This window comes from Paracandidimonas soli, from assembly GCF_004342005.1.
GTDB lineage: Bacteria > Pseudomonadota > Gammaproteobacteria > Burkholderiales > Burkholderiaceae_B > Paracandidimonas > Paracandidimonas soli.
In genome coordinates this window covers 23,595-50,444 of the sequence record NZ_SMBX01000001.1, presented here as the reverse complement: position 1 = coordinate 50,444, position 26,850 = coordinate 23,595, and the positions used below count along the sequence as shown (strand labels likewise).

The 26,850-nt window shown below is 62.7% G+C and carries 27 protein-coding genes; 8 read left to right on the top strand and 19 right to left on the bottom strand.

Annotated features, from left to right (window positions below; genetic code table 11):
• Positions 1-17 precede the first annotated feature (17 nt).
• Complete coding sequence (locus tag EV686_RS00245) at positions 18-1,010, top strand: uroporphyrinogen decarboxylase family protein (RefSeq protein ID WP_165972447.1); 993 nt, start codon at positions 18-20, stop codon at positions 1,008-1,010.
• Between the two features lie 122 nt (positions 1,011-1,132).
• Here EV686_RS00245 and EV686_RS00240 read toward each other — a convergent pair whose 3' ends face one another.
• Complete coding sequence (locus EV686_RS00240; protein WP_132472285.1) at positions 1,133-2,137, bottom strand: Bug family tripartite tricarboxylate transporter substrate binding protein; 1,005 nt, start codon at positions 2,135-2,137, stop codon at positions 1,133-1,135.
• A gap of 71 nt (positions 2,138-2,208) precedes the next feature.
• A complete protein-coding gene (locus EV686_RS00235; RefSeq protein ID WP_132472283.1) occupies positions 2,209-3,384 on the bottom strand; it encodes a M20 aminoacylase family protein in 1,176 nt (391 codons plus the stop codon).
• Between the two features lie 281 nt (positions 3,385-3,665).
• Between EV686_RS00235 and EV686_RS00230 the strand changes: the two genes are divergently transcribed.
• Together EV686_RS00230 and EV686_RS00225 are read left to right on the top strand one after the other, a co-directional pair.
• Positions 3,666-4,124, top strand: coding sequence for an Lrp/AsnC family transcriptional regulator (locus EV686_RS00230; RefSeq protein WP_132473588.1), 459 nt, complete (start codon positions 3,666-3,668; stop codon positions 4,122-4,124).
• Positions 4,125-4,194: 70 nt separating this feature from the next.
• On the top strand, positions 4,195-4,914 hold the full coding sequence (locus EV686_RS00225; protein ID WP_132472281.1) for an aspartate/glutamate racemase family protein: 720 nt from the start codon (positions 4,195-4,197) through the stop codon (positions 4,912-4,914).
• Positions 4,915-4,933: 19 nt separating this feature from the next.
• On the opposite strand, the gene EV686_RS00220 is transcribed toward EV686_RS00225, so the two are convergent.
• Together EV686_RS00220 and EV686_RS18495 are read right to left on the bottom strand one after the other, a co-directional pair.
• Positions 4,934-6,196 carry a D-amino acid dehydrogenase gene (locus EV686_RS00220; protein WP_132472279.1) on the bottom strand — a complete coding sequence of 421 codons (1,263 nt, stop codon included), beginning with the start codon at positions 6,194-6,196 and terminating at the stop codon, positions 4,934-4,936.
• The gene (locus tag EV686_RS18495; RefSeq protein WP_165972445.1) at positions 6,193-6,330 is read right to left on the bottom strand and encodes a hypothetical protein; all 138 of its coding nucleotides are present in this window, start codon (positions 6,328-6,330) and stop codon (positions 6,193-6,195) included. The genes EV686_RS00220 and EV686_RS18495 overlap by 4 nt, the downstream gene beginning before the upstream one ends.
• A 228-nt stretch (positions 6,331-6,558) precedes the next feature.
• Here EV686_RS18495 and lldR point away from each other — a divergent pair, with 228 nt between their 5' ends.
• The 4 genes from lldR (at position 6,559) to EV686_RS00200 (ending at position 9,979) form a co-directional block, all read left to right on the top strand.
• Positions 6,559-7,332, top strand: coding sequence for a transcriptional regulator LldR (gene lldR, locus EV686_RS00215; RefSeq protein WP_132472277.1), 774 nt, complete (start codon positions 6,559-6,561; stop codon positions 7,330-7,332).
• Positions 7,329-8,474, top strand: a complete 1,146-nt coding sequence (gene lldD, locus EV686_RS00210) for an FMN-dependent L-lactate dehydrogenase LldD (protein WP_132472275.1) — start codon at positions 7,329-7,331, stop codon at positions 8,472-8,474. The genes lldR and lldD overlap by 4 nt, the downstream gene beginning before the upstream one ends.
• A 38-nt stretch (positions 8,475-8,512) precedes the next feature.
• On the top strand, positions 8,513-8,806 hold the full coding sequence (locus EV686_RS00205; RefSeq protein ID WP_132472273.1) for a hypothetical protein: 294 nt from the start codon (positions 8,513-8,515) through the stop codon (positions 8,804-8,806).
• A 156-nt stretch (positions 8,807-8,962) separates the two neighbouring features.
• Positions 8,963-9,979: a Bug family tripartite tricarboxylate transporter substrate binding protein gene (locus tag EV686_RS00200; protein WP_165972444.1), complete on the top strand. Its 1,017-nt coding sequence runs from the start codon at positions 8,963-8,965 to the stop codon at positions 9,977-9,979.
• 165 nt (positions 9,980-10,144) lie between these two features.
• Here the strand turns inward: EV686_RS00200 and EV686_RS00195 are convergent, their stop codons facing one another.
• From EV686_RS00195 to EV686_RS00150, 10 genes are all read right to left on the bottom strand, one after another.
• Entirely contained in the window at positions 10,145-11,137 is a 993-nt protein-coding gene (locus EV686_RS00195) for a tripartite tricarboxylate transporter substrate-binding protein (protein WP_132472269.1), read from the bottom strand.
• 174 nt (positions 11,138-11,311) lie between these two features.
• On the bottom strand, positions 11,312-12,019 hold the full coding sequence (locus EV686_RS00190; protein WP_132472267.1) for a class II aldolase/adducin family protein: 708 nt from the start codon (positions 12,017-12,019) through the stop codon (positions 11,312-11,314).
• 32 nt (positions 12,020-12,051) lie between these two features.
• Positions 12,052-12,999: a helix-turn-helix domain-containing protein gene (locus EV686_RS00185; protein ID WP_132472265.1), complete on the bottom strand. Its 948-nt coding sequence runs from the start codon at positions 12,997-12,999 to the stop codon at positions 12,052-12,054.
• 92 nt (positions 13,000-13,091) lie between these two features.
• Complete coding sequence (locus EV686_RS00180; RefSeq protein WP_132472263.1) at positions 13,092-14,090, bottom strand: NADPH:quinone oxidoreductase family protein; 999 nt, start codon at positions 14,088-14,090, stop codon at positions 13,092-13,094.
• Entirely contained in the window at positions 14,087-14,545 is a 459-nt protein-coding gene (locus EV686_RS00175) for a PaaI family thioesterase (protein WP_132472261.1), read from the bottom strand. Before EV686_RS00175 ends, EV686_RS00180 begins: the two co-directional genes overlap by 4 nt.
• Entirely contained in the window at positions 14,545-16,227 is a 1,683-nt protein-coding gene (locus EV686_RS00170) for a class I adenylate-forming enzyme family protein (RefSeq protein ID WP_243650683.1), read from the bottom strand. Before EV686_RS00170 ends, EV686_RS00175 begins: the two co-directional genes overlap by 1 nt.
• Positions 16,228-16,283: 56 nt before the next feature.
• Positions 16,284-17,072, bottom strand: coding sequence for an SRPBCC family protein (locus EV686_RS00165; protein WP_132472259.1), 789 nt, complete (start codon positions 17,070-17,072; stop codon positions 16,284-16,286).
• The gene (locus EV686_RS00160; protein ID WP_132472257.1) at positions 17,069-19,483 is read right to left on the bottom strand and encodes a xanthine dehydrogenase family protein molybdopterin-binding subunit; all 2,415 of its coding nucleotides are present in this window, start codon (positions 19,481-19,483) and stop codon (positions 17,069-17,071) included. Before EV686_RS00160 ends, EV686_RS00165 begins: the two co-directional genes overlap by 4 nt.
• 2 nt (positions 19,484-19,485) lie before the next feature.
• Complete coding sequence (locus EV686_RS00155) at positions 19,486-19,965, bottom strand: (2Fe-2S)-binding protein (RefSeq protein ID WP_132472255.1); 480 nt, start codon at positions 19,963-19,965, stop codon at positions 19,486-19,488.
• Entirely contained in the window at positions 19,962-20,855 is an 894-nt protein-coding gene (locus EV686_RS00150; protein WP_132472253.1) for an FAD binding domain-containing protein, read from the bottom strand. The genes EV686_RS00155 and EV686_RS00150 overlap by 4 nt, the downstream gene beginning before the upstream one ends.
• A 166-nt stretch (positions 20,856-21,021) precedes the next feature.
• Between EV686_RS00150 and EV686_RS00145 the strand changes: the two genes are divergently transcribed.
• A complete protein-coding gene (locus EV686_RS00145; RefSeq protein WP_132472251.1) occupies positions 21,022-21,936 on the top strand; it encodes a polysaccharide deacetylase family protein in 915 nt (304 codons plus the stop codon).
• A 75-nt stretch (positions 21,937-22,011) separates the two neighbouring features.
• Here the strand turns inward: EV686_RS00145 and EV686_RS00140 are convergent, their stop codons facing one another.
• The 5 genes from EV686_RS00140 to EV686_RS00120 all read right to left on the bottom strand — a co-directional run bounded on the left by EV686_RS00140 (position 22,012) and on the right by EV686_RS00120 (position 26,711).
• Positions 22,012-22,761, bottom strand: coding sequence for an isochorismatase family protein (locus tag EV686_RS00140; RefSeq protein ID WP_132472249.1), 750 nt, complete (start codon positions 22,759-22,761; stop codon positions 22,012-22,014).
• 79 nt (positions 22,762-22,840) lie between these two features.
• Positions 22,841-24,160 (bottom strand): TRAP transporter large permease, encoded by a 1,320-nt coding sequence (locus EV686_RS00135; RefSeq protein ID WP_132472247.1) that lies wholly within the window; start codon positions 24,158-24,160, stop codon positions 22,841-22,843.
• The gene (locus tag EV686_RS00130; protein ID WP_132472245.1) at positions 24,157-24,690 is read right to left on the bottom strand and encodes a TRAP transporter small permease; all 534 of its coding nucleotides are present in this window, start codon (positions 24,688-24,690) and stop codon (positions 24,157-24,159) included. The genes EV686_RS00135 and EV686_RS00130 overlap by 4 nt, the downstream gene beginning before the upstream one ends.
• Positions 24,687-25,664: a TRAP transporter substrate-binding protein DctP gene (gene dctP / locus EV686_RS00125; protein WP_132472243.1), complete on the bottom strand. Its 978-nt coding sequence runs from the start codon at positions 25,662-25,664 to the stop codon at positions 24,687-24,689. The genes EV686_RS00130 and dctP overlap by 4 nt, the downstream gene beginning before the upstream one ends.
• A 36-nt stretch (positions 25,665-25,700) precedes the next feature.
• Positions 25,701-26,711: an XdhC family protein gene (locus EV686_RS00120; protein ID WP_243650682.1), complete on the bottom strand. Its 1,011-nt coding sequence runs from the start codon at positions 26,709-26,711 to the stop codon at positions 25,701-25,703.
• Positions 26,712-26,850: the final 139 nt, after the last annotated feature.

The following is a 26,850-nucleotide window of genomic DNA, read 5'->3' as shown; positions in this document are numbered from 1 at the left end:
CATCCATGGAGAGCAGTATGAACAAACGTGAACGCGTCATGGCGGCGATCAAGGGACAGCCTGTCGATCGCGTCCCTTTCAGCATGTGGCTGCATGACTTTACGCGCGAATATTCGGCGCAGGCCCTGAGCCAGGAAACCCTGCGCCTGTACCGGGCCTACGACTGGGACTTCCTCAAGCCGCAATCACGACCCTATTGCTTCAACGAGCTCTGGGGACAAGAGTTCGTCTCCAATGAGCGCGCGCAGTTTCCCATTGTCACCCGCTACGGCGTGCAGCGCGCGGAAGACATTGCCGATCTTCCCGCGGTCGACGCCAGCGTCGGCGCCCTGGCCGAGCAGCTCGAAGCCTACCAGCAAGTCCGCTCGGCTGTCGGGCCGGACGTTCCCATCGTGGCGACGATTTTCGCGCCCTTGATGGTTGCGGGCTTCATGGCCGAGAACGGTCCCGCCGAAATGCGCCGCCTGATGAGCGAGGCCCCCGAGAAACTCGAACGCGGCCTGCAGACGATCGCCGATGCCCTGGCCCAGCACACGCGCCGCTGTATCGAAGGCGGAATGGACGGGATCTTCTATGCGACCACCGCGGCAACGTGTGCGCAAATGACCCCGGAGCAATTCGAGCGTTTCCAGACACCGTTCGACCTGCAGGTCCTGGAAGCCGCACAAGGCGCACCATTCAATATCGTACATATGTGCGGCGACGGCATTCTGGCGGACCAGTTCGTGAAATACCCGGTCGACGTATTCAGCTGGGCGACGTCTCCCGGCAATCCTTCATTGATGGAAATGCACAACAAGACCGGACGCGCCGTGCTGGGCGGCCTGCCCGGAAAACCCGCCTTCGGCAATATGACCCCGTCCGAAATCCAGGCGCATGCGCGCCGCTCCCTGGACGAAATGGGCGGGCGCTACCATCTGCTGGGGCCCGACTGCTCGGTCAATCCGGGCGTGGATCCCGCCCTGCTTGCGGCAGTCAATGAAGTCGATCTGACGGTGCGCCGGAGCTGACCGCGCTCCGGTTGGCAAAACGCCGGTAGAAAGCAAAGGCGGCACAGGTTGGAACCTGTGCCGCCTTTGGTCTTTCATGCAGCAAGCGGATCACCGCATGCTGCGGAAAGAGTGAGTCCTCTTCAGCGCAGCGGCGTGCGGCCGACGTTGATCAGCAGCTTGCGATGAGTCTCGACGAGTTGAGCGAAATAGGCGGCCACCTGCTCGCGATCGACCATAGGCTCCAGCACCAGACGGCCTTCGGCTTCCAGGCGGTCGCGGATGTTCTGATCGTTCACGGTTGCGGCAATCGCGTCGCGCAGCACCTTCACCACCTCTTCGGGCGTATCGGCGCGCATGTAGTATCCGCCCGGAATGGTATAGACGAAGTCGGACAGCAAGGCGTTCTGGTCGATGGTGGGCAGATTCTTCACAGGGGGCGGAAGACGCTTCGAGAACGTCGTCATGATCTTGAAGCGGCCCTGTTGCACCAATTCCTCCATGCTGCGCTGGTAGGGAAGAATCGCAAAATCCACCTGGCCTCCGGCCAGCGCCTGCAATGCCGGGGCCCCGCCCGGATAAGGCACATGCAGGAACTCGGCCCCGATGCGCTTGCCCATCGCGTCGCCCATCATGTGGTAAAGCGAATCGATGCCGACCGTGGCGAACGACAGGCTTTCCTTCGATGCGCGCGCATATTCGATGAACTCATCCAGATTGCCGACGGGAAGGTCTGTCTTGGTCAGCAGGACCAGATTGGTCTCGTGCACAGGCCCGATCAGTTGGAAGTCTGTCGGCTCAAAGGTGGCTGCAGGATTGAGCAGCGATCCAATGATGATCTCCTGCGAGGTGCCGGTCAGGAATGTGTAGCCGTCGGCCGGGGCCCTGAGCACGCGGGCGGCGCCGATGAGGCCGGTGGCTCCGGCAACGTTCTCGACGATGATCCGCTGGTTCAGGTGCTTGCTCATGGTTTCGGTGAAAAACCGGGTCGCCACGTCCGCCGGCCCACCGGCGGGATATGGAACAACCACCGTCACCGGCCTCGAGGGATAGGATTCGGCAGCCATGGCGGGCATGCCGCCAAGCGTAGCGTACCCGATGGCGGACAGAGCAGCGGCGAGAAGGGTTCGTCGGTTTTGATTCATCATGGCAGGTTTGTCTCCTGGAAATACGGGATGGTTGGTTTTGATTGTCGATAAAGGTTCGTCGGCTGACAGCCTCAGTCTGACAGTACCGTCAGCGCCAGGCTGGACCAGAACGCCGCTCCGATAGGAAGCGCTTCATCGTTGAATTGATAGTTCGGAGTATGCGCGACGCAACCGCCGTTATCGCCCAGGCCGTTGCCCAGTCGCAGGTAAGCGCCTGGAACATGCTGCATCATGTAGGCAAAATCCTCGCTGCCCATCATGGGATTGCGTTCGTGCACGTTTTCCGCACCGAGCAGCGAGACAGCCACCTGGCGCGCCAGCGCGATCTGTTCCGGATCATTGACGAGGACGGGATAGCATTGCCTGTATTCGATCTCGCATCCGAGCCGATAGCTCTTTGCCTGCATCTGGATGAACTCCTGCAGGCGCGAGCCGACGGATTCGCGCACCGCCGGATCTAGCGTCCTGATGCCGATCTTCAGTACGGCGGTTTCGGGTATCGTGTTGAATACGGTGCCGCTGTTCAAGGCGCCGACGGTTATCACCGCCGACTTCAGCGCATCGACTTCGCGCGAGACCAGTGTCTGCAATCCCAGGATGATGCTGGCCGCGCACTGCATCGGGTCGATGCCGAAATGCGGCATGGCTCCGTGCGCCGACTTGCCCGTCAGCGTAACTACCGCCGTATCGAATGCGGCCATGGCGGGACCTGCGCTGAACGCCATTTGCCCCACGGGCAGGCCGGGAGTGTTATGCAGCGCAAAAATACGGTCGCATGGATATTTTTCGAACAGACCGTCCTCGATCATGCGCAGGGCGCCGCCCTGGTTTTCTTCGGCGGGCTGGAAGATAAGATTCAACGTACCGTTGAAGTCTACGCTTTCCGCAAGATAGCGGGCGGCGCAAAGCAGCATGGAAGTATGGCCGTCATGACCGCAGGCATGCATTTTCCCGGGCACCGTGCTGGCATAGGGCAAGCCGGTGCGCTCTTGAATCGGCAAAGCATCCATGTCGGCGCGGATGCCCAGGCGCTTCGATCCATTTCCCTTGCGCAATTGGCCTACCAGGCCGGTGATGCCCAATCCGCGCTCTACAGAGTAGCCCCATCGTTGCAGGCACTCCGCCACCAGATCGCTGGTGCGCTCCTCTTCGTAGGCCAGCTCCGGATAAGCATGGATCTGGCGGCGAATGGCTACCATTTCCGGTGCGATTTTCTCGATTTGCTGAATGATGTCCGGCTTTGACATGCTTTTTTTCAATCCTTGACCTTGACTGCAGGTTGGCGTGATCGGACACCTGGCACCGTTTTTCCGAAAACAGCTGCACTACGGCCTTTCCACGTAAACGGAGATTATAATTTTTAATATCTGAAATAAACTATCAAATAAAATTCAAGGTATCGATAAAAATAGCAAATAAATCCATTTTTAGAGATATCATTAAAAATAATTTTTCTCTCAATTCATCCGAAAGACCAAATGCAGGATGCCGCGGCATGCACCGCGGCGCCAACGGAGACTGATCCATGCTGGATAAGATCGACAAATTGATTCTGCTGCACTTGCAGCGAGATGCATCACTGTCCCTGCAGCAGCTCAGCGAGCTGGTCCACCTGTCGCCCACGCCTTGCTGGCGGCGCGTGCAGAAACTGGAGCAAGATGGCTACATCCGGGCGCGCGTCGCGCTGCTGGAACCCCGCAAGCTGAATGTCGGCGTCACTGTCTTCGTCGCCATCCGCACGACGGAACACAACGATCAGTGGATGCAAAAGCTGTGCGATGTGGTCAAGGATATTCCCGAGATCGTCGAGTTCTACCGCATGAGCGGAGATACCGATTACCTGATGCGTGTCGTGGTGCCCAACGTCGAAGGCTACGACAATATCTACAAACGTCTCGTCAGCAGGCTGGACTTCGCCGGCATATCCTCCAGTTTCGCCATGGAACAGATCAAATATACGACCGCCCTGCCCCTGGACTATGTCTAGCTCCATACGAACAAGCCGCCATCAGCCTGCTGATATACCGCACGAAACACACTCCCCCAGAAACCCGCATATGAACGTTACCGCCCATTTCCGCGCCAGGCCCGTGGCCGGCGCTTCCCTTGGCATTCTCGTCCTAGATACCCGCTTCCCCCGCCTGCCGGGCGATATCGCCCATGCGCGCACCTGGCCGTTTCCCGTCCAGTACAAGGTAGTACGCGGGGCAAGCATCGAGAAGGTCGTGCATCGCGGAGCCGAAGGGCTGCTGCCGCTGTTTCTCGATGCAGCGCGGGAACTGGTGGACATGGGCGTGGACGGCATCGCGACTTCCTGCGGCTTTCTGTCCATTTTCCAGAAGGAACTGGCGGAGCAATGCCCGGTGCCTGTCGCAGCATCGTCGCTGCTGCAGGTGCCGCTGGTCCAGCGCCTGCTGCCGTCGAGCCGGCGCGTGGGCGTCCTGACCTTTGCGGCCGAACGCCTGAGCGCGGCCCATCTGCAGGCCTCCGGCGCACCTCCGGATACGCCCCTGGGCGACGTTCCGGCAGACTCCGAGTTCCGCCGTTCACTGCAGGAAGGGCGGGCTGCCGACCCCTCGGTGCTGCGCGCGGAAGTGATTGCCGCCGCGCAAGACCTCGTGCAGCGGCATCCGGATATTGGCGCTCTGGTCGTGGAATGCACGAACATGCCGGCCTACTCCGCCGATCTGCGCGAACACCTGGGCATGCCGGTCTACGATATCGTCAGCCTGGTCGAATGGTTTCACGCAGGCCTGCAGCCGCGCAGATTCGGCTGAGAAACGCCACGAAAGCACATCAGCCGTAGCGATTCTCCAGCGTCAGGCCCCGCATATCGATCCCGGGCGTGCGACCCGCCACGATATCCGCGACGATCCTGCCTACGCCCGCGGCCTGCGTCCAGCCATTCGAGCCCTGTCCGCACGCCAGGAAGATCCCCTTGTGCGGGGTGGCGCCAAGATATCCGGGGCCGTCCGGCGTCATGGGCCGCAGCCCGCACCAGCCCTCCGCCGTCGAATAATCGCCCGCCCCCGGGAACAGCCGCTGCACCGTATCCCGCACGAACCCCGTCTTTGCGGGATCCGCCCAGGCCTTGTGATCGGAGATCTCGGCAATTCCTGCCGCGCGCAGGCGCGTTCCCAGGCGCGTCACCATGATCTTGCTGTGCTCGTCCATCACGCAGGAGCGCGGCGCCGCCTCATCGTCGGCAATCTCCATCGTGATGGCATAGCCTTTTACCGGATACACCGGCAGACGGATCCCCAAAGGCCGCAGCAGCTGCGGCGCGTCGCTGCCCGTAGCCACCACCACGGCATCCGCCGCCAGGCTGCGGCCATCGGCCAGGCGCACGGCGCAGTCCTGCCCGGGCTTGCCCGGCGCCAGCGCGTCGACACGGGTCCCGAAATGGAATTCGACGCCGCGCTCGCGCAGCCACTGCTCCAGCCCCTGGGCCAGCAAGTGGCTGTCCCCTGTCGCATCCTCCATCAGATGCAGCCCGCCCGTGAACGTGGCCGAAGCCGACCGCAGCGCGGGCTCCAGTTCGAGAACTCGCTGCGCATCCACCAGCGCATGCGCGACGCCGAAGCGCGACAGTACCTGTGAAGATTGCCGCGCCAGAGCCAGTTCCTCTTCCGTCTGGAACACCTGCAGCACTCCGCCCTGATTGAAGTCGTGCACAATGCCCGTATTCTCGCGCAGATCCTTCAGGCAGACGCTGCTGTACTGCGCAATGCGCTGCATGGTGCTTTTGTTTCTGGCGAAGCGCGCTTTCGTGCAATTGCGGGCAAAGCTTGCCAGCCACGTCAGTTGGTCCATGCTGGCGCGAGGCTTCCATTTCAGCGGCGCATGCTCTTCGAACAGCCAGCGCAGCGCCTTGCCCATCATGCCGGGAGCCGCCCACGGCCCTGCGAAGCCGGGACACAGGCCGCCCGCATTGCCGCGGCTGGTTTCGCGCGCAGGCCCATCCTGGCGGTCCACGACGACGACGTCCATTCCCGCCTGCTGCAGCGCATAAGCGGAACACATGCCGACGATGCCGGCTCCCAGGACGATGACCTTCATGCCATGTCTCCGATAGGAGCTGCGCGGCGGTTGGCGGACTTGGGCTGGCTGGCCTTGCCTGCGGCAAGCGGCGAATGAATGGCGACTCCTGCAACGTGCATTGCGTGCGGTGCGATCAAGGAAGGTTCTGACACGGTCAATCCTGAAATGCCTGGTAGGGGAAAGAAAGAAGCAACTTCGCGCCAGTAAACCACCGGACATGGAAAGAATCAACGCGATATCGGACAGGAAGGTGCGCCCGAATGTCGCTCCAAAACGCCTTATTGGTAATACCAGTATTTGAAATTATCAGAAAATACTATTTTTGTTCTTCTTTTTCCTGTATAAATCACGAAATAGACAAGATTTGGTCATACCAAGCTATGCAATCCACCGACACTCGCCTCTCCGACCAGATCGCCCATACCCTCCAGCGCCTCATCCATGACCGGCAACTGAAGCCTGGTGATCGCCTGCCGTCGGAACGCACGCTGGCGGAGCAACTGGGCGTGTCCCGTCCTCCCGTCCGGGAAGCCATACGCACGCTGGCCGGGCAAGGCCTGCTCACCACGCGGCGCGGCGGGGGCACCTATCTGCAGACAGATCTCCTCAACTGGCCGGAAACACGCATACAACCCCTGGCCGGCCTGCTGCAGGACGACATCCAATATCACTACGACGTGCTGGAAGCCCGGCACACGCTGGAAAGCGATACCGCATGGTATGCGGCCATGCGCGCCACGCAGCAGGACAAGGACAGTATCTTGCGCTGCCTGGACGACATGCTGGAACAGCAGGCCGGCGGCAATGCCGTCCTGACCGCCCGCGCCGACGCCCGCCTTCACCTCGCCATCGCCGAGGCCTCGCACAACCTGGTGCTGGTGCAGATCATGCGCGGCCTGTTCGACGTGCTGCTCTCGTCCATAGAAAAAAGCCTGGGCGCCATGTTCCAGCCGGATGCGCACGGCACCATCGACGAACTCACGCTGCAGCACAGAAGCCTGGTGCAGGCCATCCTGGAAGGCGACGCCGAGCGCGCCCGCGACACCATCCGCCATCACCTCGAATTCGTACAGCAAACCATACGCACACGCGAAGACGACGAGGCCCGTCGCCGGCGCGCTCACCGACTTTCCTCTTCACGGACGCTCTCATGATCATTTCAGCCGCAACCGACTATCGCGAAGCCGCCAGGCGCCGCCTGCCGCCGTTCCTGTTCCACTACATCGACGGCGGCGCCTATGCCGAGCACACCCTGCGCCATAACGTCGAGGATCTTTCCGGAGTGGCGCTGCGCCAGCGCGTGCTGAAAGATATGTCGCAGCTCGATCTGAGTACAGAGCTGTTCGGCGAGCAGCTTGCCCTCCCTGTTGCGCTCGCACCCGTAGGGCTGTGCGGCATGTTCGCTCGCCGCGGCGAGACGCAGGCGGCACGCGCCGCCGACAAGCACGGCATCCCGTTTACGCTGTCTACCGTTTCCGTCTGCTCGATCGAAGAGGTCGCTCCCGTCATGAAGCGTCCCATGTGGTTCCAGCTGTATGTGCTGAAAGACCGCGGCTTCATGAAGAATGCGCTGGAGCGCGCCAAGGCGGCGGGGTGCTCGACGCTGATCTTTACGGTGGACATGCCCGTGCCGGGCGCGCGCTACCGCGATGCACATTCGGGCATGAGCGGCCCCAATGCAGCGATGCGCCGCTATCTGCAGGCCGTTACCCGGCCAAACTGGTCATGGGATGTCGGCCTGCATGGCAGGCCGCACGATCTGGGCAATATCTCGGCTTATTTCGGCAAACAGATCGGCCTGGAGGACTACATGGGCTGGCTGGGCGCCAACTTCGATCCATCCATCTCCTGGAAGGACCTGGAATGGATCCGCGACTTCTGGGAAGGCCCGATGGTAATCAAGGGCATCCTCGATCCCGATGACGCGCGCGATGCAGTGCGCTTCGGCGCGGACGGCATCGTGGTTTCCAACCACGGCGGCCGCCAGCTCGACGGCGTGCTGTCGTCCGCGCGAGCATTGCCGGCCATCGCCGATGCGGTGAAAGGGCAGTTGAAGATCCTGGCCGATTCCGGCGTGCGTTCCGGCCTGGATGTCGTGCGCATGCTGGCGCTGGGCGCCGACAGTGTCATGCTCGGCCGCGCCTTCATCTATGCATTGGCCACGGCGGGCGAAGCCGGCGTGGCCAATCTGCTGAACCTGATCGAAAAAGAGATGCGCGTGGCCATGACGCTGACCAGCACGAAGAGCGTCGCCGAAATCAGCCCGGACCTGCTGGCGAAGGCCGTACAGGCATAGGATCAAGCCGGCCGCAAGGGGATGTCGCGGATCTTCTCATGGATCCACGCTTCCCAATGCAGCAGATCCGCGTCGGCCTCATAACCGGCTATCAGCCGCACTCCCTGATTTTCCTCCTGCACCGGCATTTCCCTTGCGTAAGAGATTGGTCCAAAATTGTAATTTATTCAATTAATGGAACATTCTTAGCAAGGGATTTCCCTTACGGAAGCAGACCGACGCAAAAGCTCCCCATCTCCGGCATACTCTCAAAAATCTGGAATCTCATTCATCAACAGCCATATGGCAGGGAAAATCGCCGAAAACACAGCTTCCTGAGCCTCGAACCATGATCGTGCAGCCTGCTTGGATATGGTGCATTCCAGGCAAAAACCGCTTGACCCATTTTTGGTACAAATCTATATTTCAGTACCATACCGTCATCAATCGGCCTGATGCCCGACGCCAGACGCCATCTGCCCTTGCGGCAAACATTTCCGGAGAATCCCATGCTGAATACGATTGGCTGTAGGCTCCATCCCTTCCTCCAGAAAAAGCTGGCGGCAACGGCATTTGCCGCATCCATGATCATTGCCGTCCCTCTGGCGGCCGGGCCCGCCCATGCAGCGGACGACTACCCCTCCCGCCCGGTTTCCCTGGTTCTCGCCTATCCGCCCGGCGGCGCGGTGGACTTCGTCGGGCGCCTGCTGGCGCGCAACCTGGAGTCCGCGCTCGGCCAGACCGTCATCGTGGAAAACCGTCCCGGCGGAGGCAGTGTCATCGGCACCAGCGTGGTCACGCGCGCCCAGCCGGACGGATATACACTGCTGCTGGCGGATCCGGCCCTCATCATCAATCCCAGCTTCATGAAAAGCGTCCCCTACGACGCCAAGAAGGATCTGGTCCCGATCTCCACCGTCACGGTCTCGCCCCTGGTGCTGGTCGTGCCCGGCGAATCCAAGCTGAAAACGCTGGACGACCTGATCAAGGAAGGCAAGAGCAGGAGCAGCGGCCTGAATTTCGCATCGGCAGGCCTGGGCACCACGCCGCACATGGCGGGCGAGCTTCTCAAGGCAAGGACGGAGACCAACCTGGTGCACGTGCCTTACAAGGGCAGCGGCCCCGCCATGACCGATCTGGTCGCGGGCCTGGTGGACTTCGCGTTCGCCACGCAGCCCGCCGCCGTGTCGTACATCGGAGCAAACCGCCTGCGCGGGCTGGCCACGACCGGCGCCGAGCGCAGCAAACGCCTGCCGGACCTGCCGACCATCAGTGAAACCGTCCCCAACTTCAACGTACAGTTCTGGACCGCGCTGTTCGCGCCCGGCGGCACGCCGCAACCCGTCCTGGACAAGCTGAACGCCGCGGTACGAAAGACACTGGAAACGCCGGACGTGCTGGCGGCGCTTGAAAAAGCGGGAGAGAACCCCGTATACATGCCGCTGGACGAGGCCTCTGCCTTCATCGCGAAAGAAGAACAGATGTGGAGCAAGGTCGTCGCCGACGGCAACCTGAAGCAGAACTGATCCTTCCCGCTCCCAAACGAAAAGTCCGGCCGGATGAGCCGGCCCCGAGAAACCGGACATAGATAGCGCCGGTCTTCAGGGACCGGTCCGGAAGCCGGGCTTTTCCATTGCCGCCCCGCCCAGGAAGCGGCAAGGGTGCCGCCTCCTTCCGGCAGGGCGGCATCGCTAGATCTTCACACCGCTTTTGCGGATCACGTCTTCCCACATGGCGGCTTCGCCCTCGATGAACGCCGCGGTTTCCTTCGCCGGCAACGGCATGGCCGCATTTCCCCCTTCCCTGAAGGCGGTCTGGATCTCGGGCTTGCCCAGTGCTTCCCGCGCGGCGGCCTCCAGCGCCGCGACGATGGGAGCGGGTGTTCCTCCGGGAACGAACAGGGACGTCCAGAAATACACCTCGAACTCGCCGAAGAGCTCGTCCAGCGTGGGAAGATCCGGAAACTCTTCGCTGCGCTCCTTGCCTGTGGTGGCGACGCCTACCGCACGGCCCTGCTCAAGATAGGGCCTGGCCGACGCGATGGTCGTGAAGACCAGATCGACCTGGCCTGCGACCAGGTCCGCCATGGCGGGGCTTCCGCTGCGATACGGCACGTGCATCAGCGGCGCCTGCGTTTTCAGCCGGAACAGCTCGCCCGTCATGTGCGCCGCCGTTCCCACGCCCGCCGATGCGAAAGTCAGGCCTTTCTCTTTCGTCTTGGCCTCAGTGACGATGTCCTGTACGGTATCCGCCTTCAGTGCCTGGCTTTTCACCAGGATGTAGGGAGCGCGGCTCACCATCGATACCGGCGCCAGGTCGTTACGGAAGTCATACGGCGCGGGATCCGCCAGCAAGGCATTGATGACGAGCGCGGCATCCGCCAGCAGCAGGGTGTAGCCGTCGGCGGGAGCGCGCATGGCGGCCTTGATGCCGACCAAGGATCCCGCTCCCGACCGGTTCTCGATGATCACGGACTGCCCGAGCGCCCGGTCCAGCGCCTGGGCGAAGTGGCGGCCGATATTATCCACGCCGCCGCCCGGGCCGAACGGCACGATCAGCGTGATGGGACGCTCGGGATAATTCGCAGCCATGGCCGGACGCGCCAGGGACGCGGCAGCCAGGCCGCCCAACGCCGCCTTCATGATGCGGCGGCGGGAAAAACTCACAGCATTGATTCCAGACATGATGCTCCCCTGTTTTCAGGATGAAAGAAATCCGGCATCTGGCGAATGTGGATGTATCGGTGATGCATGCCTGCCGGCCCCTGCTCGACTACCATATTTGATATTTATATTATTTTTGGAACAATCCGGGCGCAATGACCCGTCAATGGCGGCGCCACGCGCCAAAAGCGGAAATCAGTCTTGGGCTACACGCCGGGACCACAGCCCCCAGGCGCGGTCGATGGCTGCTGGCGGCAGCTGGCTGGCGCGCTGGATTTCCCCCGCCGTCAGGCCAGGCGCGTCTCCCAGCGCCAGGGCGCGATACAGCAGCTCGGCATTGCGGCTGGCCGCAACCGCGCGGAACACCATTTCCCTGAGGGAAACGCCGCTGACGGTCGCGCCATGATGCCGCATCAGCACGATCCAGGCATCGCCCATCGCCCGCGCCAGCGAAGCGCCCTGCTGCGCATTGACGACCAGCAGGTTGGTATCCCCGAATTCATCCCGGCTGTCCCACAGCGGAACTTGGCCGCCGATCAGCGCTCCATGCTGGTAGACGGGCACCAGGGGCCGGCCCGTGATGCAAAAAGGCATGACCGCCGGGCTGTGGTGGTGGCAGATGGCCTGCACATCCGGCCGCAGGCGATAGATTTCGCCGTGGATGTAGCGCTCGCTGTACTGCGCCGCCGACAGGGGTTCTACCGGCTCGGAGTCCGGCCCGTATTCGACGATATCGTCCGGCCGCACCAGTTCGGGCGCACAGGAGACCGACAGCAGGAAATTCCCGCTGCGCCCGGGATGCCGCACGCTGACATGGCCGAATGCATCCAGGATGCCTTCATTGGCAAGGATATGGTTTGCCAGCGCCAGCTCCTGGCGGCAATCCTGGTGCGTAGAGTGCATGCGCGGCTCCCTTCGGTATCAACGGAAAATCATCATGGCCTTGCCCGCTTGCGCGGGCGCGCCTTCGCCTCCGGCGGGCTGGCCGGATCGGCCTCCGGCAAGGGCGCGGCGTCCAGCAGATTGTGCAGATGCTCTGCCGCGGCCGGCCCCTTGATCGCGGTCTTCCAGGCATCCTTGACGATCTTGTCGTGCAGCTTGAGCGCCTCCGGCGCCGATGTCAGCATGGCCACGCCGACGCGGATATTGGGCTGTTCCCCCAGCCTGAACGGACTGATCGTCAGGGTGCTGCGGTCCGCCTGCCGGAATATCTGGAATCCGTTGAGCGGCAATGTGTCCGTCACCAGGCCGATCTGCACGCCCAGGTTGTCGTCCTCGATCAGGCCCGCCAGGTGCTCGATCTCCTGCCTGGCCCACAGCCTGCGCTCCGCGCGCACGGACTCGGGAAGCTCCCGCCGGCCCATCAGGCCGCCGTGGAGAAAGCGCGCGATCTGGTCGGCGGAAATCAGGTTCACAATGCTCGGCCTGCGCCGCATGTAAGTACGCTTGCGGTGGTGCAGGATTTCCATCACCTGCGCCACATCGGCCAGCATCTTGCCGCGCTGGGGAATATCGTCCGGCACCGATTCGCGCAGCACCTGCTCCAGCGCCGACTCGAAACGCTCCGAGGCCAGCAGAAACGACACCGGACCGGCCAGCACGATGATCTGGTCCGCCTTTTCCTCCAGCTGCCGGGTGCGCTCGAAATAGCTCACCGCCGAGGCCATGTACTCGATACCCACGCCAAGCAGCGTCGGCATGGATACCTCCAGAAGCTCGGACAGGCACTGCAGGGTGTCGATCTTGGCGATTTCCCCTTTTTCCACCCTGTACAGCGCCGTGCGGGAAATGCCGATCTTCTGCGCCACCTCGTCGGCGCTGTAGCCCGAAGCCATCCGGAACGCCTTGACTCGCTGACCTATTTCTTCGTATCGCCAACGCATACGAACTCTCCTGGAAACATACTATTGTTCGATCATGATCAATAGACCAGATAGTACAATAATGATCCATTTTTGGTACAAATCCTCGATGCTCATTCAGGGGCATTAGGCAGCAGTACCTGGCGCCCCTTTCCGGTACGGTCGCGCAAGGCGGCCAGCGCTTCCTTCACCTTGCGCAGCGGATACGTGGTCACGGGCAGGGAGCCCAGCTTTCCTTCGGAATGCAGCCGGAAGATTTCCTCCATGCAGTGCGCCATTTTCCCGGGCGTGCGCTTGCGGTAGTCGCTGACCTGCAGCCCGCTGACCTCGATATTCTTGACCAGCAGGTAGTTCACCTTGACGCTGGGGATCTTGCCCGCCGCGAATCCAATGACCACCAGCCTTCCGCACCACGCCACGGCGCGGATCGCCGCATCGAAATACTTGTCCCCCAGAGGATCCAGCACCACGTCCGCGCCCTTGCCGTCCGTCAATGCATACACCTGTTCGCGCAGGCCATTGCGCAAGTCCGGAACGGACAGATCGATGCAATCGTGCGCGCCCGCCTCCTTCACCAGATCGGCCTTGCCCGGGTCGGAAATGCCAGCGATCACATGCATGCCGTAGGCTTTCGCCAACTGGATGGCCGCCAGGCCGACGCCTCCGGACGCGCCCAGCACCAGCACCGTCTCTCCGGCAACGGCGCGGCCGCGCTCATGCAGGGCGAACCATGCCGTGTCGTAGGCCAGCGCCATGCCGGCGGCATCGACGAACGGCAGGCCATCGGGCAGGCGGAAGCACTGTGATGCGGCGACTAGAGCCTTCTGTGCATACCCGCCATGCTCGGCCAGCGTCAGGACGCGGTCCCCCACCTTCAGGTTATCGACGCCATCGCCCAGCGCCGAGACGACGCCCGTCGGCAGCTTTCCCGGGACGAATGGACGTTCCGGCAGGAACTGGTACTTGCCGCTGATGACCAGCAGGTCCACGAAATTGGCGGCTGTGGCCTGCACGTCGATCACCACTTCTCCCGCCGCCGGCACCGGATCGGCGATGTCTTCCACGACCAGATCTTCGACGGAACCAAACGAACGTATGACAACGGCCTTCATCCTGCCACCTCCTGGGAATGGGAAACCTGCTGCGTGCTGAACGTCCCGCGCCCCACCGCCAGGCAAGCCCGGGATGCGCCGCGCACCTCCACATCGACCCGCGCGATCGAGCGCCCCACTTTCAGCGTACGCGCTGTGACGTACAACTCGGCGCCAGGCACCGGCCGCAGGTAATCGATGCGCAGATCCACCGTCGGCGCCATGCGGCCCGTCTGCACTGCTACCGCCGCATGCGCGGCAAGATCAATGACGGCGGCCACGACGCCACCGTGGATATCGTCGCTGTCGCTCGCCCTGCGGAACTCCGGACGATAGGGAACACGGATTTCCACTACGCCGGCCTGCGCATCGGCGGCAACCGGCACCGGCCCCAGAAACGCATGGAAAGGCGGATGCGCCAGTTCATGCGCCAGCCGGGCCATGGCATCCGGCACGCCGTCGGACGGGGCCCGCATCACGAAACCTCCGCGCTGGCAGGCCGGAAGCGGACGGGCGCGAGATCGAGCTCGCCGGCGCGAACCGCTTCGACCAGGTCCCGCTTGAAGATCTTTCCGCTGGCGGTCAGCGGAATTTCATCCAGGATCAGGAAGTACTCGGGCATGTCGTAGCGCGACAGGCCCGACGCATCCAGGTGCGCCAGCACCTCGTCCGCTTCCAGCGCTTCCCGACCGGGCTTGAACATGACGGCCAGGCAGACTTTCTCGCCGAGCCGCTCATCGGGGACCGGCAGCACGGCGGCGCGCAGTATGGACGGATGCTGCATGGCCAGGTTCTCGATCTTCGACGGATAGATATTGTGTCCGCCGCGGATGATCAGGTCTTTCTTGCGCCCGGTGATCGTCAGGTAGCCGTCGGCATCCAGGCGGCCCAGGTCTCCCGTCATGAACCAGCCATGGGAGTTGAATGCCTCCTCCGTCGCCTGCTGGTTGTCGAAATATCCCAGCATCAGGCTGGCGCCGCGCCCGCCGATCTGCCCGACTTCCCCGGCGGGCAGCTCCTGGTCGGGGTCCTCGGTCGACCAGATGCGGACCTCGTAGCCCGGGCAGGATTTTCCCGAGGTGCCGATGATGCGTTCCGGCGTATCGTCGGGCAGCGTGTAATGGTGCGAGCAGGCTTCCGTCATGCCATAGCCGCTCTGCGGCATGACGCCGTGCTCGATCAGTCCCGCCACCACTTCCTGCGGCGCCGAGGCGCCCGAAATGCGGAACCCCTGCAGCCGCCCGATCTTGTTCATGCCGCGATGGCGCAGTTCGGACAGGATATCGATGGCATGCGTCGGCACGCCGAACAGGAACGTGGCGTCCGTCTCCACCAGCCTGTCGACCAGGCTGGCGCCCCGCGCGACATCGTGCAGCACGACTTCGGCGCCCGTGGCGAAAGCGCTGATCATCGCGCCCAGGCCCAGATTGTGGCTCAGCGGGCTCATGGTGTAGAGCACCGAAGACGGGCCGAAATGCCAGTCCGAGGCGATGGCACGAGCGTTGGACAGCAAGGTATTGTCGCTGTGCATCACGCCTTTCGGCTCGCCCGTCGTGCCCGACGTGAAGGCCAGGTAGACGACGCGGTCGGGATCCGTCGAGGGTTCGTCATCCAGCGTCCTTCCGGCGTTCACGAGATCCTCCCCGCCGCCTCCCTGCGCGCCATTGGCATCCAGCCGCAGGACCAGGCGCATGGTCTCCATCTTGCCGACCGCCTCGAAGATATCAGCGCGCGCGGCATCCGCCCCCCACCCCGTCTCGCCGATGAATGCCACGGCCCTTACCCGCTCCATCAGCGCATGCACGTCCGCCACCGTGTGGTCGCGATGCAGCGACGGGCAGCAGGTATAGCCATTGCGCGAGCAGGCGAGCCAGACGATCGCGGTTTCGACGCGGCTCGAAGTCCACAAGCCCACGCGCTGTCCCGCGCGCACACCGCTGTCGTGCAGCCGCGCCGCCAGCGCATCCGCGGCCGCCACAAGATCCGCATACGTCAGCCTGCGATGACTGTCGCGTATGGCATGGCTGTCCGGCCTCGCCTGCGCCTGCGCCAGGGCGCAGGCATAGATCGTGTCGCCGCGCCAGTGCCCCGATGCGTAGAACTGTGTTATCTGCTCTTTGCTGAGCATGGTAAGCACGGTATTTTTCTTGATGGACAAAATGCACTCCTGAGTCCTGAATGATTTCGGCATGCCTTTCCCTAGCGGCTCTGCGCTCAGCGGCTGGAAAACCAGCCGCGGATCGTTGCCCATAGCGACGAGAACATCAATGAAATCCCGCCGATCGGCTTGGCTGCCGGATAGGCCGGCGCGGCGCCGGGCGCCGCCGGCGGCATCCGCCCCTTGGCAAGCAGGGCCGCTGCCGCCGCATAGCCTGCGGCATGGCCCGCGGCAAAACCGGTGGAGAACCCTTCCCTATAGCCTTGCGCGTAGTCTCCGGAAGCAGGCGCAGCAGCCCCCGCAATGCCTTGCGATACCGCAGGCACGGCCTTGGGCGATGGCGTCGCAAGCTGTTCGGGCGTGGCCTGCGGGGACTCGCCGTACTCCTTGTCGTGCGCGATGCGCGCCTCCAGGTTCCTGGCGAACTGGCCGATGATCTGGTTCGCCACGTTCTGGATCAGCCCCACGCCGCGGCCGTATTGCGCCACCGCGCCGGACAGTTCCAGGTCCGTCGTGATCAGTATCTTCGAGCCCGCCGCGCAAGGCTGGCAGCGGAAATCGATGCTGGCCATGGCGCTTCCCCTGCCCTTGGCGTCCGCGCCGCTAGCCTTGATCACGGCCGTCCTGGCCTCGTCGTCGACTTCCTCGAACTTCGCGTCGCAGATGAACGCCAGGCCGACGGGGCCCAGCTTGACGGATACCTTGCCCTTGAACGTGCGCTCATCGATCTTTTCGATCAACTCCGCGCCGGGCATGCAGGGCACGATGGCCTCGACATTCATCAGCAGCGGCCAGGCCTGCTCGGGCGGCAGGGATACCTCGAAACTGTTAGAGAATTGCATCATGCTCCTTTGCTGTCGTTCGGGGAGTTTGGGCGCTGAGCCTTGCCGCGCTGCGCGAGCAGTTGCAGCAGTCTCATGGGCATCACGGGAAGCGCGGTGATGGCGCCGGGCATGCCCAGCGCGTCATCGAGGGCCGCGGCGATCGCCGCTCCCGCCGCATTCGTCCCGCCCTCGCCCGCGCCTTTCAGGCCGAGAGGGTTGAGCGGACTGGGCGCATCCTCCGTGATCATCACATCGACCTGCGGCATCTCGTGGGCCGTCACCATGGTGTAGTCGGCGAACGTCGTCGCCAGCGGCTGTCCCGTTTCGTCGTAGGTGAAATGCTCGTACAGCGCGCCGCCCAGCCCCTGCGCGAGACCACCGATGATCTGGCCCTCGATCATCTTCGGATTCACGGCGCGCCCGACGTCATAGGCGACGAGATAGCGCTCGACCTTCACGCCCCCCGTGCCCTCATCGATCCGCACCTGGGCGACATGCACGCCATAGGGATAGTTCATGTGGTCGCTGTAGAACCAGCCTTCCGCCGACAGCCCGGGATCGTGGCCCCTGCTGGTCTTCTGGCTGGGATGCAGGTACTGCGCGACTTGCGCCAGCGTCATGCTTCCGGCATCGTCCCCGCCGGTCCTGGGCATGATGCGTCCGTCGCGTATGGTCAGCTGGTCCTGCGGCAGCCCCAGCACGATGGAACCGATGTCCAGCGCTCTCGCGCGGATCTTGCGCGCGGCGATCTGCGTCGCCGAGCCCGACATCACGGTCACGCGCGACGCATGCGCGCCATTGCCGAACGGGATCTGGTCCGTCCGGCCCTTGATCACGCGCACCTTGCGGTAGTCCACGCCGAGCTCGTGCGCGCATATCTGCGCCAGCGCGGTTTCCATGCCCTGGCCGACGGAACCGGCTCCTGTCACCAGTTCCAGGTTGCCGCTGGTATCCACCGTGAGGCGCACCATGTCCGAAGGCCCCAGGCCGGATTTCTCCACGAACATGGCAAACCCGACGCCGACCAGTTCGCCGGCTGCGCGGCGCGCCTGTATCTCCCCGCGCAGCCTGTCCCACTGAAGCCTGTCCAGGGTCTTGTCGAGCAACCCCGCATAATCGCCGGAATCGAGGACGACGTCGACGCCCAGCGCATCCAGCGGACGCGCATAAGGCATCTCTTCCTTGCCTATCAGGTTGCGGCGGCGCGCTTCCAGCGGATCGATGCCCGCTTCGTGCGCGACGGCATCCATCAGGCGTTCACGCACGAACGTGGTCTCGTACCGGCCCGGCGAGCGAAAGGTGGCGGCCGGTGTCTTGTTGGTCATGCGGTAATGCGCCGCAACCTGATAAGCGGGAACGCGATAGGGCCCCAGCAGCAAACCCGCGGACATGTCGGCCACGCGCGGCCCGTGCGTGCGCACATACCCGCCCTGGCTGTGATAGAAGATATTGCGTATGCCCAGCAGTCTGCCGTCCTCGTCGATGGCGGCCTGGATGTCGTGGTATTGCTCGCGCGAGTGGTTGGTCGCCATCAGGTTCTCCCTGCGGTCCTCCACCCACTTCACCGGACGTCGCAGGCGCAACGCCGCCAGGCATACCAGCACGTCTTCCGGATACATTTCGCCGCGCACGCCGAAGCCGCCGCCGACATGCCCTTCGTACAGGTGCATGGTCGAAGGCGGGCGCCCCAGCATCCTGGACATTTCATCCCGGTTCCAGTGCGACTTCTTGGCCGCGCCATGCATCTCGAGCATGTCGCGCGAGGCGTCATAACGCGCCACGGCGCCCCTGCATTCCAGCGGCACGCCGCTATGCCGCCCGATCGAGAGCTTCAGCGACACCACGCGCCACGCCTGCTCGAAGGCGGCATCGATATCGCCATAGCCCTTGCGTATGACGGTCGGTTCGGTCGTCAGCCCGGGCAGGAATTCGCCGGGCGCGTCCCTCGCGTCCAGTATCGGCGGCAATACCTCCACGTCTACAGCGACCAGTGCGGCGGCGTCTTCCGCCAGATACGGATCTTCGGCGAAGACCGCCGCGACCGGATCGCCGACATAGCGCACGACGCCCTGCGCCAGGATGGGCTGGCAATACGGATCCAGTCCCTTGACGGTCGTGGCGCGGAAAGGAATAGGCGGAATATCGGCCACGTCCTTTCCAGTCCATACAGCCGCCACTCCGGGCGCGCGCAGCGCGGCGTCGATATCGATGTCGCGGATGCGGCCGTGCGCCACTTGCGAGCGCACAATACGCATATGCAATTGACGCGGGAAATTGACATCGCCGGCGAAGCATCCTTCTCCGCGCACCAGCGGAGGATCCTCCAGCCGGGTGACGGAGCGCCCGATGACCGCATCGCGTTCCTCTTCGACAGGAGGAGAGATATCCACCTGCTCCAACTCCTTCAGCGTGAGGCGAACTGGTGCGTCCATGGTCATGCCGCCTTGTTCATCATGGCGCGGGCCTGCCGGACCGCGGCCAATATGTTTGCGTAGCCGGTACAGCGACAGAGATTCGACGACAGCGCGTCCAGTATGCCTTCATCATCGATCCCGGGATTCTTTTCGAGAACCCCGCAAGCCAGCATGAGAAAACCCGGCGTACAGAAGCCGCACTGCAGGGCATGCTGATCGATGAAGGCTTGCTGCAATGGATGCAGGTCGCCGCCCTGCTGCAGGCTTTCCACGGTGCGGATCCGCTTGCCCTGCGCCTGCACGGCGAACATCAGGCATGCGCGCACAGGATCTCCGTCGACCAGCACGGTACAGGCGCCGCAGACGCCATGCTCGCATCCGATATGCGTTCCGGTCAGCCCGCATGCATCGCGCAGAGTATCGGCCAGCGTCCGGCGAGGCTCGACCACCAGGCGGAAGTCCTGTCCATTCACGTTCAGGGTGATTTCAAGTTCCGTCATGACAGCAATCCCTCCTGTGTTGCCGCATGGCGCCGGCCCAGGGCTTTCAGCAATGCGCGCTGCACCACGGTCCGCACGAGCCGGCGGCGGAACTCCTGTTCCTGCGGCGTAATATCCACAGGCGCCACGCATGCCGCTGCGGCATCGGCAGCCTGGTCCAGCAAGGCATCCTCCGCCTGCCTGCCTTCCAGCAGTTGCTCGGCGTCGGACAGCCTGCGGGGAAAACTTTCGACACCGCCCACGCCGATACGCACATTGCGCATCACGCCGCCTTCCAGTGACAACACCGCCAGCCCCATGGCCTGTGCGAAATCGCCCGCCCTCCGGCTGAATTCCTCGAATCCGTGCACGGTTTCCTCCGGCAGCAGCGGCAGGCTCGCCGACACCAGCAACTCATTGCTTTCCAGTGCGGTCGTCATGAAACCGAGGAAGAAATCCTCCGCAGGGATGCTGCGTTCCCCGGCCACGCTGCGCACTGAAAGCGAAGCGCCGAGCGTAGCGGCAACCAGGCACCATTCGGATGCGGGATCGGCATTGGCGAGACTGCCGCAAAAAGTGCCGCGCGTGCGGATGGGCAGATGCGCGATATGCCTCACCACCGTGCTGAGCAGCGCCCCCAGCGGACCGTCGACCACGGGCGCATGGAAAGCCGCATGACGCACGCAGGCGCCGATGACCAGGCGGGATTCCTCCACCTTCAAGACCTGCAGTTCCTCGATGCCGTTGATGTCGACCAGATAGGCCGGTTGCGCGAAACGCAGCGCCATGGCCGGAACCAGGGTCTGCCCGCCGGCGATGACCCGGCCATCCTGCCCGGCCACATCGGCCAGCATGAGCACCGCCTGGTCGATCGAGCTAGGCTCGTAGTACGCGAATTTTCCTGGTTTCATCGACGCTCGGAACCTTGCAAGGAATAATCAAGAGTGTCACTGTATTGGTATTATAACCAATTTTGGTACAATTCTCCATATCGGCTTTTTCTCGCGCGCAATCGCACAGGATTTCCATCCCGCACACCAACCGTCCCAGCCCGGACACGCAAACAGGAGCCTTGCCATGCTGCTTCCGCACCACAACCGCTATGCATACAGCGCCATCACGGAGCGCCCCACCTATCGCTGGCCAGAAGGCAAGCAGCTGGCCTTCTTCATCGGCCTGAACATCGAGCATTTCGCCTTCGGCGCCGGTCTGTCCCATTCGCTTTCCACTCCTCTTCCCCCGCCCGACCAGCGCGCCTTCGCCTGGTGCGACTACGGCAACCGTGTCGGCGTCTGGCGTATTTTCGGCCTGCTCGACGAACTCGGCCTGCCGGCATCCCACCTGATCAACACTACGCTGTTCGACTACGCACCGCAAATACTCGGAGCCATCAAGGCCAGGGGCGACGAAGTCATCGCCCACGGCCGCACCAATGCCGAACGACACGGCGGCATGTGGGAGCGCGATGAAGCGCGCTTCATCGCCGAGGTCCGCGATGCCATCATCGAGCACTGGGGCCAGGCGCCCAAAGGCTGGATGGCCCCCTGGATGTCCGTCAGCGGCGTCACGCCCGATCTGCTGGACGAGGCCGGTTTCAAATTCGTCATGGACTGGCCTGCCGACGACCAGCCCATCTGGATGAAAACCCGCAAGGGAAAAATCATGTCGGTCCCCTATCCGTTCGAGCTGAACGACTCTCCCCAGATGCTGGTGCGCCAGCAAAGTCCCGACGACTTCTCCAACGCCATCATCGACCAGTTCGAGGAAATGCTGGAGCAAAGCGAAAAGCAGCCGCTGGTGTTCAGCCTGGCCCTGCATGCCATGATAGTCGGGCAGCCCTACCGCCTGCGCGCCTTGCGCCGCGCCCTGAAGCACATCTGCAACCATCCTTCCCGCGACAAGATCTGGTTCACTCGCCCCGGCGACATCTACGAATACTGCAACACGCTGCCCGAAGGCGCCCTGCCGCTGCCGTCAGGCAACGCGGGCTGACCGGTTCCTCGGCGGACAAACCAGCCGGGCCCGGCTATGCTCTATTGCGCATGGCCGGGTTGTCCTTCTCTCCCGCTATCCACCCTGCCGCCCCGAACCCGGGAACAGGCGCGAATCCGCGAACAAATCATCTGGCAGTCCGTCGATATAAGCCAGTGCATCCCGCAGGTCCACGACGTCCGCATATTTTTCGTTCATGTCGAACAGGCTGACCAGGTGGCTGGCCTGTCCACGATCGAACGAGCAATCCTCCACCACCGACACGCGGAAGTTGTATGAAAACGCATCCACGACGGTCGCGCGCACGCAGCCGCTGGTGGTCGTGCCGCAGACGATGACGGAGTCCGCCTTCAGGTCCACCAGAAACCCCGCCAGCGCAGTGCCGAAAAAGGCGCTGGGCTTGAGCTTCTCGATCACGATGTCGCAGGGCTGGGGCGCGATCATGTCCGGTATCCGGTTGCCATTGCTCTGGTCGTTGGCCACCTCTTCATCGCTGCGCGCGTTCTTGTCGGCCCAGCGCCCGGCGTCGAATCCGTCGTGCCTGGGCTTCTGTCCTGTGGAATAGATGACGGGAATGCCTTTGCCGCGCGCGGCATCGAGCAGCGTCTTCGTGCATTGCACCGCATCCCAGCCCTCCTGACCGCAGCTGTGGCGCCAGCGTTTGATGGAATCCAGGATGGGTTCCGGCTTGTCGCCGATGAAGTTGATGTTGACGTCCACCACGATGACGACCGGCCGCTTGCCGTAGCCCCCGCGCTTGCCGAAACCCGAAGCCGCGAACACTTCGCGGTCGCGATCGCTCAGCACTGCATCCCACTTTGCCATTGATATCTCCAGAAAAACTTCACGCCGGCGGTGCCGCCGTCCGGACGGGCCCTCCATAGCCTGTCCGGGCCGCGACGCATCACGGATTGATCATCAGTTTCGGCAGGAACGTGATGATGCTCGGGAAAATCGCCATGATCAGCATGCCGAACATGATCAGCCAGACAAAAGGCCAGGACGAGCGGAACAGGTCCTTTGCCGATATGTCGGGCACGGCGCTCTTGAACGCATACAGCGTATAGCCGAACGGAGGCGTGATGCCGCCAACCGTGGCCGTGATCAGTATCAGCGTCCAGAACCAGATCGGATCGAAGCCGTATATGCCGAGAATGGGCTGGTAGATGGGAATAAGCACCATCAGCACCGACACCTGGTCCAGGAACATGAACAACAGGAACGGTACCATCAGCATGATGAACAGCATCAGCGGCCCGGACAGCTCGAGATGGATGATGAACTGGCCAAGTTCGCGAATCGCGCCGGAGAAAGTGAGCAACTGGCTGAACATGGTGGCACACGCCATCACGGCCAGCAGCAGGCCCGCGACGGTCACGCCGGAATAAATGGATTCCGTGATCATCCGCCTGTTCAAGCCGCCGTAGTACCAGGACAGGAGCACGGCGCCGAATACCCCTGTTGCCGCAGCCTCGGTCGGCGTGGCGACGCCCAGGATGATCAGGCCGATGACCAGGAAAAAGATCAGGCCTACCGGTACCATGCGCAGCAAGGCCATCAACACGCTTCCGCGCGTCGCCGGATCCAGCAATTCGCTGGAGATATCCGGCGCTAGCGCGGGATTGAGCCTGACGCGGACCAGGACGTAGATCAGGAACAGTATCGTCAACAACAAGCCGGGCAGGAAGCCGGCGATAAGCATCTGCCCCGTCGATACCTTGGCCAGCGAAGCGATGATGATGGCAAGCACGCTGGGCGGGATGATCGGATCCAGGCTGGCGCCACCCAGTATCGTTCCTGTCGATAGATGCATGTCGTAACCGCGCTTGCGCATGGTCGGGTACAGCGAACGGCCGAGCAATCCGGCCACGGCCATGGCCGCCCCGGAAAGCGCACCGACGACGGCCGACAGCACGACGCAGAGAATGTACTGGCGCCCCCGTATCTGCCCGACGAGCCGGTCCAGGGAATTCAGCAGAACCTCCATCGCTCCCGAACGGAACAGCAGCTCGCCCATCAGGATGAACAGCGGAACAGCGGCAAGCTCCGATGTGGTCGCCGTCGCGTAAATGCTGTTGGCGAACATGCCGAAACCGGCAGGTCCGATAAGATAAAGCACCCCGAATACATTCAGGATCAGGAACGCAACGAAAATGGGAACACCGATGAACAACATCGTCAGCAGAAACACCATGCCGCTGGAAAGGATCAGCCACCAGGTCATGATTCCGCAGCTCCCGAAGCCTCATACAGCTGCTTGTCGGCGGCCTGGCGAAGAAAATGGATACTGGTCGAAAACAGCCCGTAGGGAATGACGATGGACAACATCCATTTCTGGATTCTCCACTCGTTCACCGTTGCGATGCCGTTGTTGAATTGCATCCATGTGGCATCAAAACTGAACGCGGCCGCCAGCAGGCATGCCGCGGCAGCGACGACGCGCGTGCAGCGCTGCACCAGCGTTGCGTGCTCGGGCTTCATGAGATCGAGGACGATGCTGATGTAGATGTGGATGCGCTTGCGCGACAACTCCGGCATGGCCAGGAACACCATGGCGCACAGCATATAGGCGACCATCGAACTGGCCCAGGACGTCGGCGAGGAAAAAAAATAGCGTGCCGCGACTTCGAAGCAGAACGAACAGACAATGACAGCCAGGCACAGACCGGCCAATACATAGCCTGCCCTGGTCACGGTATCGTGCAGCGCCACAAGACGCTGCACGAACGAAGGGGACTGTGCGGCTTGCGTCATTTGGCAAGGCCTTTGCTGCGCGCGAAGTCAAGCAGCTCCTGGGTGGCCTTGGCGTTTTTCTTCATGCCCTCCCCCCACAAGCCTTCGGCCCACGCCTGGCGCAGCATCTCCTGCTGCTTTTCGCCCATCTTCGTGATCTGCATGCCTTTGGCCAGCAATTCCTTCTCCTCCGCCTCCCATACCTTGGGCGCATCCCGGAACCAGGAGTCCTCCACCTTGCGGGCGACCTCCATCAGCAGCTTCTGGTCTTCCCCGCTCAGCTTGTTCCAGGAATTCAGGTTCATGAAGACGGGCTCGTAGTTCACGCCAAACCCGGGGCGCAGCAGATACTTGGCCACTTCGTACCAGCGATACTCCAGGGCGCCAATGATGGGCCAGCCGGCGCCATCGACCACGCCCTTTTCCAACCCGGTGTAGATCTCCGATGCGGGCAGGACCGTCAGCGCTCCCCCCAGCATTTTCACGATGCCGGAATACGTCAGGCTTCCCCGAATCTTCCGCCCCCTGAGATCACCCTCTTGCGTCACGGGCTGGCGTGTGATGATGTGATAGGCCCCCTCCGGCGTGATGGGCAGCATGACCAGCTTCAAGCCGAATTGCTGGTAATGCTTGTCGAACAGATCGAACACGCCGGACTCGCGGACTTTTTCCAGATCCCCTTCCAGGGCTTCGGCCACCGTCATGATGGGCGTCGTTCCGAAGTGATACGCCCCGGCCGTAAACAGGAAATCGAAGACGCCGGAGCCCGCAGGCTCGAGCTGTTCGAACGGCGCGACGGTCTCCGGGCCGTTGACCGCGATCTTCATCCGGCCTTTGCTGGCCTCTTCCACCCCTTTGACGAAGGGATCGAGCAGATATGGGTTATAGGCGTAGTTCTGGTCCCAGCTCGACAGCAGGCGGAACTGTTGCGCCGATGCGGGCAAGGCAGTCGCGGCAAGGACTACCGCGGCGGCAAGGAATTTGAGCAACTTCATGAGCGACCTCCGGAGTTTGGTGATTGACTGCACTATTTACGAGACCAGCAATGCCTTGCCTTCGCTCACACTGGGTTGTGACGACAACAGAACGCCATTCTTGGCGGCGATCATTTCCGCCAGAATGGAAAGCGCGATTTCCGGCGGCGTCTTGCTGCCGATGTAAAGCCCGGCGGGCCCGTGCAGGCGGGAGAGCGCTTCCTGCGGCAAGTCGAAGTAATCGCGCAGACGCTCCACCCGCCTGGTATTGTTGGACCGGGAACCCAGCGCACCGACGTAGAACGCATCGGACTGCAGCGCATGCATCAGCGCCAGGTCGTCCAGCTTTGGATCGTGCGTCAGGGTGACGACTGCCGTGCGGCTGTCGGGGTTGGCCTGCAACACCACGTCGTCGGGCATTTCGCGCGTCACGGGAATATCGGGAAGATCCCAATCGACGAGATAATCCTTGCGCGGATCGCAGACGAGAATATCGAAATTCAGGCCGGAAGCCACCATGCAGAAATACCGGGAAAGCTCGCCTGCTCCGATCACGATCAGCCGATAACGCGGACCGAGCGCATGCCGGAACGACCTGCCCTCGACAAGAACCGGCAAGTCGCCGGATTGCGCCGGACCGAGCGTGGCGATTCCCGTCTCCATATCGAGGCAGCGCAGCACCGCCTTGCGCTGCTCGAGCTGCTCCACCAGTTCGGGAAGCACGCTGTTACCGCATATGGGTTCGAGCACCAGCTCCATGGTGCCGCCGCAAGGCAGGCCGAAACGGTGCGCGTCTTCGGCGCGCACGCCATACTTGCGCAACGCAGGCAAGGCATCGGCGCACAGCGCCCGGACTCCCTCCTCGCGCATCTCGTGGATGAGATCATCCTCGATGCAGCCGCCCGAGACCGAGCCGGAGACTGCGCCATCCTCCCGGAGGGCCATCATTGATCCCGGCGGGCGCGGCGAAGATCCCCAGGTGCGCAATACTGTCACGAGGACAACGGCATAGCCGTCGTCCACCCAGGATTGGCAGCATTTCAATACATTGAGATCGGCAGGTACCATCTCCACGCTCCAGGCTTTACCCGCATCAAATACATAATATGGTAAACATCCCATAATTGGATCATATCAAGTCTACGGGTTTTCCCGTCCGCAATGAAAATTCATGGGCAAGGCTGCCGAAATCCGATTTATATTATTG

Excerpts from the sequence above, each read along its gene's own strand:
- EV686_RS00245 (WP_165972447.1), top strand. The coding sequence starts at position 18 with ATGAACAAACGTGAACGCGTCATGGCGGCGATCAAGGGACAGCCTGTC.
- EV686_RS00240 (WP_132472285.1), bottom strand. The coding sequence starts at position 2,137 with ATGATGAATCAAAACCGACGAACCCTTCTCGCCGCTGCTCTGTCCGCC.
- EV686_RS00235 (WP_132472283.1), bottom strand. The coding sequence starts at position 3,384 with ATGTCAAAGCCGGACATCATTCAGCAAATCGAGAAAATCGCACCGGAA.
- EV686_RS00225 (WP_132472281.1), top strand. The coding sequence starts at position 4,195 with ATGAACGTTACCGCCCATTTCCGCGCCAGGCCCGTGGCCGGCGCTTCC.
- EV686_RS00220 (WP_132472279.1), bottom strand. The coding sequence starts at position 6,196 with ATGAAGGTCATCGTCCTGGGAGCCGGCATCGTCGGCATGTGTTCCGCT.
- lldR (WP_132472277.1), top strand. The coding sequence starts at position 6,559 with ATGCAATCCACCGACACTCGCCTCTCCGACCAGATCGCCCATACCCTC.
- lldD (WP_132472275.1), top strand. The coding sequence starts at position 7,329 with ATGATCATTTCAGCCGCAACCGACTATCGCGAAGCCGCCAGGCGCCGC.
- EV686_RS00205 (WP_132472273.1), top strand. The coding sequence starts at position 8,513 with ATGGATCCACGCTTCCCAATGCAGCAGATCCGCGTCGGCCTCATAACC.
- EV686_RS00200 (WP_165972444.1), top strand. The coding sequence starts at position 8,963 with ATGCTGAATACGATTGGCTGTAGGCTCCATCCCTTCCTCCAGAAAAAG.
- EV686_RS00195 (WP_132472269.1), bottom strand. The coding sequence starts at position 11,137 with ATGTCTGGAATCAATGCTGTGAGTTTTTCCCGCCGCCGCATCATGAAG.
- EV686_RS00190 (WP_132472267.1), bottom strand. The coding sequence starts at position 12,019 with ATGCACTCTACGCACCAGGATTGCCGCCAGGAGCTGGCGCTGGCAAAC.
- EV686_RS00185 (WP_132472265.1), bottom strand. The coding sequence starts at position 12,999 with ATGCGTTGGCGATACGAAGAAATAGGTCAGCGAGTCAAGGCGTTCCGG.
- EV686_RS00180 (WP_132472263.1), bottom strand. The coding sequence starts at position 14,090 with ATGAAGGCCGTTGTCATACGTTCGTTTGGTTCCGTCGAAGATCTGGTC.
- EV686_RS00175 (WP_132472261.1), bottom strand. The coding sequence starts at position 14,545 with ATGCGGGCCCCGTCCGACGGCGTGCCGGATGCCATGGCCCGGCTGGCG.
- EV686_RS00165 (WP_132472259.1), bottom strand. The coding sequence starts at position 17,072 with ATGATGCAATTCTCTAACAGTTTCGAGGTATCCCTGCCGCCCGAGCAG.
- EV686_RS00160 (WP_132472257.1), bottom strand. The coding sequence starts at position 19,483 with ATGGACGCACCAGTTCGCCTCACGCTGAAGGAGTTGGAGCAGGTGGAT.
- EV686_RS00155 (WP_132472255.1), bottom strand. The coding sequence starts at position 19,965 with ATGACGGAACTTGAAATCACCCTGAACGTGAATGGACAGGACTTCCGC.
- EV686_RS00150 (WP_132472253.1), bottom strand. The coding sequence starts at position 20,855 with ATGAAACCAGGAAAATTCGCGTACTACGAGCCTAGCTCGATCGACCAG.
- EV686_RS00145 (WP_132472251.1), top strand. The coding sequence starts at position 21,022 with ATGCTGCTTCCGCACCACAACCGCTATGCATACAGCGCCATCACGGAG.
- EV686_RS00140 (WP_132472249.1), bottom strand. The coding sequence starts at position 22,761 with ATGGCAAAGTGGGATGCAGTGCTGAGCGATCGCGACCGCGAAGTGTTC.
- EV686_RS00135 (WP_132472247.1), bottom strand. The coding sequence starts at position 24,160 with ATGACCTGGTGGCTGATCCTTTCCAGCGGCATGGTGTTTCTGCTGACG.
- EV686_RS00130 (WP_132472245.1), bottom strand. The coding sequence starts at position 24,690 with ATGACGCAAGCCGCACAGTCCCCTTCGTTCGTGCAGCGTCTTGTGGCG.
- dctP (WP_132472243.1), bottom strand. The coding sequence starts at position 25,664 with ATGAAGTTGCTCAAATTCCTTGCCGCCGCGGTAGTCCTTGCCGCGACT.
- EV686_RS00120 (WP_243650682.1), bottom strand. The coding sequence starts at position 26,711 with ATGGTACCTGCCGATCTCAATGTATTGAAATGCTGCCAATCCTGGGTG.